The organism is Vicinamibacterales bacterium (assembly GCA_036496585.1).
GTDB lineage: Bacteria > Acidobacteriota > Vicinamibacteria > Vicinamibacterales > 2-12-FULL-66-21 > JAICSD01.
Window position 1 is genome coordinate 53,377 of record DASXLB010000018.1, and the last position, 6,526, is coordinate 59,902.

Consider the following 6,526-nt stretch of genomic DNA (forward strand, 5'->3'; position numbering starts at 1 on the left):
CCCTTGCGGACAAAGAACAAGATCGATCCGGCTACGCGCCACCGCTCTTCTTTTTCTTCGACGTCTTTTTCGAGGTCGGCTTCTTGGCGGCGGACGACTTCTTCTTTGCCGGTGCTTTCGTGACCGGGGCCGGGTGCCCTTCGCCTTCGCCGTAGAGGCGGCGGTAGTCCTCGGCGATGCCGAGGATGCGCTTGACGTAGTTCTGCGTCTCGGGGAACGGGATGTCGTCGATGAACTCGTCCTCGTCCATCGAGGGGCGCTCGGACTTCCAGCGGACGACGCGGTTCTCGCCGGCGTTGTAGCTGGCGAGGGCGTAGTAGGTGCCGCCGAACTGCGAGACCAGCCGCTTGAAATAGAGCGTGCCGAGACGGATGTTCGTATCCCCGTTGGTCAGCATCGCCGTATTGAACCGGCGGATGCCGACCGCGGTCGCCAGACGGCGGCCGGTCGCCGGCACGATCTGCATCAACCCGTAGGCATTCGCGCCGGATTTCGCGGTCGGATCGAACGTCGACTCCTGCAGGATCAGAGACGCAACGAGATATGGATCGAGTTCGTAGAGCGCCGCGTTTTTCTTGATCGCGTCCCAGTAGGTGAGCGGAAAGATCACCTGCAGGATCTCGGCGGGCAGCCCGACGCCGCTCTCGGCCAGGAATTGCGGATAGGCGCGGCGCATCACGGTGATGGCGCGGCGGAGATCCCCTTTCTGATGGTAGATCCAGGCGATCGTCGCGTCGATCGCGGGCGACGTCCCCCACGCCTTCTGCGCGAACTGCAGTTCGGCGAGCCCGGTGTCGTACAGACCGGCGGCCAGCAGATGACGGATGATCGCCGCGTTGGGAGGCGGGCTGGCCGGCGCCGGAGGCGCGACGCCGGCATCCTGGTAGCCGACCCGCACGGCCTGCGTCGGTTCGACCGCCGCCTTCACTGCCGGCAGATGTCGGCCGGCGAGCCGTCCATAGTAGGAATTCATGTAGTCGGTATAGACGAGCCGCAGCCGCGCCTGCGCCGATTCCGCCTGGCCAAGCTTCTCGCGCGCCCGGCCGGCCCAGTACAGGAACGGCGGCCGGTAGTCGGATCGCGGAAACGCCGCCGCGGCGCTCTCGAACACCCGAACCGTGTCGGCGAAGTGTCCGGTCGTATAGGCGCGCCAGCCGTATTTCCACGCCGAGCGCTCGGCATACGGGCCGGTCGGGAACTTCTCGTACAGCTCCTTGAACGTCTGCGCCGCCACGTCGTCGTCGTTGGTGACGATGAGGTGCGTGCCGAGGCTGTTGAGCGCCTCGCCGGTCCAGGTGCTGTCGGGAAAGGCGTCGACCAGGGCCCGCGTGAGGCGGTCGGCCTCGTCATGATTGCCGAGCGCTCGCAGCGCGCTCAGATAGAAGTACTGCGCCTCGGCGCGGCGGGACGCCTGCTCGAGGTACGGGCGGACGCCTTCGCGCGCAGCGTCATAGCGTTTCAGGAAATAGTCGCACTCGGCGATGCGGAGGTCGATCACTTCGCGCTCGTCACCGCTCGCCTGCGGTTGGAGGATGACGAAGGCGCTTCGGGCCTCGGAATACCGTTTCGCGCCGAACAGGATCAGCGCCCGCCCGAGGTCACGCTTGCCGTCGACCTTGGGTGCCACGTCCTGCAACGTGGGGAGCGCGTCCCCCGCGCTCCTCGCCGCATCGCTGAGAGGGAATTCGTAATACACGCGCTGCCAGGCGACCGCCGCCCGCGTGCGGTCGCCGGCCGCGGAGGCGGCGCGGGCCATCCGCGCCAGCATGTCGTCGACCGCAGCAGCCTTGTGGGTCGACAGCTTTTCGTAGAGGTCCGCGGCCGCGGCATGATCGCCCCGGGCCTCGACGGCTTCCGCCTGGCCGAGTGACGCGACGAGCCAGAGATAGCCGTCCGGCTTGCGATCGAGGATCGCGGTGAAGAGCTTCTCGGCTTCCGCCGGTTCGGAACGGAGGAGCGCGCCGCCAAGGTAGAAGCGCGCATAGTCCTGCAGCGGGCCGCCGGCCGCGAGAGCCTGTCGGGCATAGCTCGCCGCCGGCGCATAGTTGCCGGCCGCGTAGGCGGTGGCAGCCTCGGCGAGCGGCGTCCCTTTGACCGACGCGCGCTCGACAGCGCGCGGCGCGAACCAGTAGTCGTCGATGTTCTGCGGGAGCGCCGCGTGGACCGTGGGACGGAGCGGCTCGGCTTCCTGTTGCTCCGGCGCCGGTGCGGGCTGCGGGGAGGCCGGAGGCGCCTGGGCGGCTGGCGATGATGGAGCCTGGGCCGCCGACGGGGACGCCTGGATCAGCGACGCGGCCACCGCCGCGCAAACGAACAGGCGGGCGGGGCCCCTGGTCCGCATCAGGTCCCGAGGAGCGCCGGGTCGCCATCGGCCAGCGTCTGAACCAGCTCCTGCTGGAAGAACTGGTCGCGCGCCCCGACGGCCGTGGGTACCCGCTCCTGGTACAGCCGCAGCGCGCGGTCGATTTCGGCGCGCAGTCGGCGGCGAAGATCCCGCTGCTCACGGCCGGCGCGCACGGCGCCCTCGTTGTACAGCTTGATTTCCGACACGAGCAGGCGCGCGTAGCGCCGGGCGCCCTCCTCCCCGTTGCCGTGGGCGCCGGTCCCGTCGGGCGTATCGCCGCGCACCACGTCGAGCGTACGCATCGCGGCTCGCAGTGCCGCCACCGCCGCGGCATGCCGGACGGCGAGATCGATCGCTTCAGCCCACCCGGCGCTGCCCTCGCCGCCGCCGGTGTCGGCATAGAGCACCGCCACCGCGCGGCCGCTGATCATCAGCGGCACCGCCGTCGCCTGCCCGCCGTTCAGTCGTGCGAACGGTGGCGCCGGCCGCTCTGCCGACGCGGGAGCGGCCCGTCCGGTCTGAACGGCGTGCGCGAGCAGGTCGGATCCGGTGATGGACGACTCCACCGTGCGCGTCTCGGCGTCGGCGATGCCGACGGCTTTCCAGGGCTTCAGGCGATCGCCATTGACGATGAACAGGGCTGCACGGCCAGCGATCGCTGCGGAGTATTGCAGGAGCGTTTCGAGTGCCTGGCTGAGCGACGCGCTGCCGTCGATCGCGCGCACCGATTCGGGCAGCCGCGACAGCGCCGCGCCCGCGAACGTCGGGGCGGGCGCAGCCGATTTCATCGCCTCCATCGCCGCCGCACTCCTGGCGGCTTCTGCCGCCACCATCGCCGAGGCGGCGTCGGCCGCGGCTCCGGCCTTTGCGGCGGCGTCGCGCGCGACCGCGACGTCGGCCTGGGCCGACGCGAGCTGCGCGTGGACGGCGGCGTTCTCCGATTGCGCCGATGCGAGCTGATCGCGGAGGGCGGCGGCGGCGGTCTCCGCCGCGGTCATTCGGTCGCGCACCGCGACGGCCTCGGCCTGCGCCGACGCCAGCTGGTCGCGCCCCGACGTGGCGTCGGAGTGGACGGACGCGAGCTGCTCGCGGGCCGCGGCGACCTCGGCCTGGGCCGCCGTGAGCTGCTCGCGGGCGGAGGCGCCGTGCGCGTGGGCCGCGGCGAGCTCGTCGCGGACGCCGGCGGCGTCGGCGTGGACCGTCGCGAGCTGATCGCGTATCCCGGCGGCATCGGCGTGGACCGAGGTGAGCTGATCCCGCATCGCGGTGGCGTCAGCCTGCGATGAAGCGAGTCGCTCGCCGATCGCCACGATCTCTGCGTGCGCCGTCCCGAACTGTTCGCGCGCCGCTGCCGCGTCGGCCTGCGCCGAAGCCAGCTGTTCGCGCGCGGCCGTCATCTCGGCCTGCATCGAGGCCAGCTGCTCGCGGGCCGCTGCGGCGGCGGCCTCTGCGGCCGAGAGCTGCTGGCGCGCGCCGGCGGCGTCCGACTGCGCGGCGGTGAGTTGCTCCCGGGCGGCTGCGGTCTCGGCTTGCGCGGAGGCGTGCTGCTGGCGCACGTCGGCAGTTTCCGCCTGCGCGGCACCCAGCTGATTGCGCAGGCCACCGGCGTCGTCGTGCACCGAGGCGAGCTGGCGACGGAGGCTGTCGGCGTCGGCCTGGGTCGAGGCGTGCTGTTCGCGCGCCGCGGCGAGATCGTTCGCGGCGGCGCTCGCCTGGGTCCTGGCGGCGTCCGCTTCGGTCACCGCAGCGGCGGCGTGCGCCTGCGCGGACGCAATCTCGGCTTCGAGGAGCAGCTTGACGGCTTCGAGTTCGGCCGAGGCGCGCGCCTGGCGCTCGGCGAGCGTCTGCTGCGCGCCATCGAGCACGTGCTGGGCCTGGCTGAGCGCCTCCTGACCGCGGCGGGACTCGGCTTCGAGCGCCGTCTGGCCGCGTTCGCGCTCGGCCTTGACCTCCTCGTCGATCCGCTTACGGAGCGCGTCGAGCTGCAGCTCGGCGCTGCGCTTGACGGAGTTGACCGAGTGCTGGACGGTCTGCTCGAGCTGTTGCTGCAACTCGAGTTCGAGAGCGTTCCGTTCGGCGCGTCCCCGTTCGAGCGCCTGTTGCAGCGCTTCGGCGCGCGCCGCCGCCACCGTTTTCTCGAGGTCGGCCTGCCAGGCGCCTCGCGCGGATTCGAGGCGGCCGCCGGCCACCCGCTCCGCCTCGGCCGCGCCCTGGCCGCGGGCCTCCGCGACGGCCTGTTCGTAGTGCTGCTTGAGGGTCGCGAACTGCTGATCGAGCGCGCCTCGCAGTTGCGCCTGCAGATCGTCGAGCGACATGACGTCGTGATTATCCCATGACTTGCAGGGGTTTACACCCCGATCCTCCGGCGCGCCCCACCAACCGCTCCGCCGGCTTGCCAGGCGTCGTACAATGGGGGTAGCGTTTCAAAAGGGGGCGAACCAGATTCGACGGAGATATTGTTTCGCAGGATGCGTGCCGAGGACCATCAACCTCGATAAAAGATGGAAACCAACCTAACTGCGGATTCGCAGCTCGCTCTCGCAGCCTAAGAACCTGTGAGCGTCTGCCCTCGTCAGCCTGCGGGCGGGGACCAGATGTCATTTTAGCAGGCTGGCTGTGATCGGCTGCCTCGGACGATCGCGGCGAGATTTTTCGGGGTTGGTGTCCGGCGGTTTTTCCGGGTCTTCACGCCGGGCGCGACACCACAGACGCGGATACGCATCGTAGATTCCTGCGGGGATGTATTTTCGGACCCGGGTGCAACTCCCGGCGCCTCCACCATTTTTCTCAATGAAACCGGGCTTTCTAGCCCGGTTTTCCCGGCGCCTCCACGATTCCTCCACGGGTTTCCGCACCATCCAATAGCCGGATGGCCGCGTCGAGTGCCGCCGGACTCAGATGCATGTAGCGCTGCGTCGTCCCGAGATCCTGATGCCCGGCGAGCTCCTGAATCGCCCGCGCCGGCGCACCACGCATCGCGAGATGCGAACAGAACGTGTGCCGCAGGATATGCACTCCGGGTTTCACGTTCGCTCGCCGCGCCACCCGTCGCATCATCACCTGCACCACTTTCTGCGTCAGCGGTTTCCCCTCCTGGTCACACAGCACGCGTGGACCGCGAAGGTGCCTTGCCGCCTGCAGCGCAGCCGCCAGCCGCTTCGTCAGCGGCACGTACCGGATGCGACCGCCTTTCGGCGCGTTGACGTGGCCGCGCCAATCTGATCTAGCCACGCACAACTGCCGCTTGGTCAGGTTGACGTCGGTCCATTCCAGTCCGATCATCTCGCCCCGCCGCAGGCCAGCCTCGCCGCCCAAGAGCACAACCAGGTGCGCTTGCGGCTCTCGCGCTGACGCCTCGACGAGCCGCTCGAACTGGTCGAACTCATAGAACGACGCCTCGGTTCGCGGCGTGCGCAGCATCTTGATCGAACACGGCACGCGGTCGATCACGTCCCACTCGACCGCGGTCCGCATCAGCACATTCAAGACCGTCAGCACGTTGTTCACCGTCTTCGGTGATTTCGTGCCGAGCGCGGACTTGAGGTGCTGGACGTCCTCGGTCGTGATCGCTGCCAGCGGCTTGTCGCCAAGCGCCGGCACGAGATGAATGCGAAGCGCGCATTCTTTCGACGCGATGCCGCTCGCTTTGAGACGATTGGCCTTGGCGTGCCCTTCCAGGAATCGCGGCGCGAATTCCCGCAGTGTTGTTGGTGGTCGCAACACCTCCTTGACTCGATCCGGCTTGCCGTTCACCAGCAGCACGCGCTCGCGCGCTTCGGCCCACCGTTGCGCCGCGCTCTTCGACGCGGTCAGGGCTTTTCGTCGCTCGCGAATCAGGGCGCCGTCCGGCAGGACAATCCGGATATCCACTTCCCAGCCGCCGTCCACGTACGGTCGTATGGTCACGCTCATCGCTTGTTCTCCTTCAGCGAGAGCGCGCTTTTCTGGTCGAGCCAGTTTAGCAGCTCCTGCGAGCGCACGAGGACACGTCGGCGCACGCGTACGACGCCGGGCAACTGTCGTCGTTCGACCATCGCGTACACGGCGCGACGCGTCGTGCGCAGCAGGTCAGCCGTTTCGTCAATCGTCAGCAGCATCGGCAACGGGCGCTGACGCCGCCGCTCGACGTGACGCGTTTCACTGGCAGGCGTTGTGACGGATTCGGCGAATGAACGGGCGTCC

Annotated in this window: 4 protein-coding genes and 1 other RNA gene; 1 reads left to right on the forward strand and 4 read right to left on the reverse strand. The window is 69.1% G+C overall.

Features of this window, described 5'->3' with window-relative positions; translation table 11 throughout:
- Positions 1–31: 31 nt before the first annotated feature.
- Both VGI12_05870 and VGI12_05875 read right to left on the reverse strand, forming a co-directional pair.
- Positions 32–2,341: a transglycosylase SLT domain-containing protein gene (locus VGI12_05870; GenBank protein ID HEY2432183.1), complete on the reverse strand. Its 2,310-nt coding sequence runs from the start codon at positions 2,339–2,341 to the stop codon at positions 32–34.
- A complete protein-coding gene (locus VGI12_05875; protein ID HEY2432184.1) occupies positions 2,341–4,659 on the reverse strand; it encodes a hypothetical protein in 2,319 nt (772 codons plus the stop codon). Before VGI12_05875 ends, VGI12_05870 begins: the two co-directional genes overlap by 1 nt.
- A gap of 114 nt (positions 4,660–4,773) precedes the next feature.
- On the opposite strand from VGI12_05875, the gene ssrA reads away from it, so the two are divergent.
- Positions 4,774–5,125: a transfer-messenger RNA gene (ssrA, locus tag VGI12_05880) on the forward strand.
- 24 nt (positions 5,126–5,149) lie between these two features.
- Here the strand turns inward: ssrA and VGI12_05885 are convergent.
- A complete protein-coding gene (locus VGI12_05885) occupies positions 5,150–6,232 on the reverse strand; it encodes a tyrosine-type recombinase/integrase (GenBank protein HEY2432185.1) in 1,083 nt (360 codons plus the stop codon).
- A gap of 20 nt (positions 6,233–6,252) precedes the next feature.
- Positions 6,253–6,526: helix-turn-helix domain-containing protein (locus tag VGI12_05890; protein ID HEY2432186.1), on the reverse strand; the 274-nt coding region annotated here is incomplete at its 5' end.

Bases quoted from the DNA above. Each gene is read 5' to 3' on its own strand.
- VGI12_05870 (HEY2432183.1), bottom strand. From the start codon at position 2,341: ATGCGGACCAGGGGCCCCGCCCGCCTGTTCGTTTGCGCGGCGGTGGCC.
- VGI12_05875 (HEY2432184.1), bottom strand. From the start codon at position 4,659: ATGTCGCTCGACGATCTGCAGGCGCAACTGCGAGGCGCGCTCGATCAG.